The sequence below is a fragment of the Cobetia sp. SIMBA_158 genome (genome assembly GCF_046566945.1).
In the GTDB taxonomy this organism is placed as follows: Bacteria; Pseudomonadota; Gammaproteobacteria; order Pseudomonadales; family Halomonadaceae; genus Cobetia; species Cobetia amphilecti.
Genome location: NZ_JAWJYL010000485.1, coordinates 1 through 265 on the forward strand (window position 1 = coordinate 1; position 265 = coordinate 265).

Genomic DNA, 265 nt, shown 5'->3' on the forward strand with positions numbered 1-265 from the left:
TGAGAATATAGCTTAAACATCATGAATTTTGATCTGTAATATTTATAATCCAATTCGTTAATTGGGACTGTTTGATATTCATCAATTAACACAGCAACTTTACCTAATTTTCTTGAATCGTAAATCATTTGTTCAACATTTTCTCTACTATTTTTGAAATTGCTAACAAATATTTGTGGAAGGATTTCATTAAGCTTTTGATTGAACATACTTTTAAATTTGTTGGAGTTTTGGAGGGTTTCAATTATCGAAGAAAATTTTGTCG

The 265-nt window shown here is 27.2% G+C and carries 1 protein-coding gene; it reads right to left on the reverse strand.

Annotated elements, in window-relative coordinates:
- A partial coding sequence (locus R2R70_RS20770; RefSeq protein WP_410979018.1) for a hypothetical protein occupies positions 1-209 on the reverse strand: 209 nt, incomplete at its 3' end.
- Positions 210-265 lie beyond the last annotated feature (56 nt).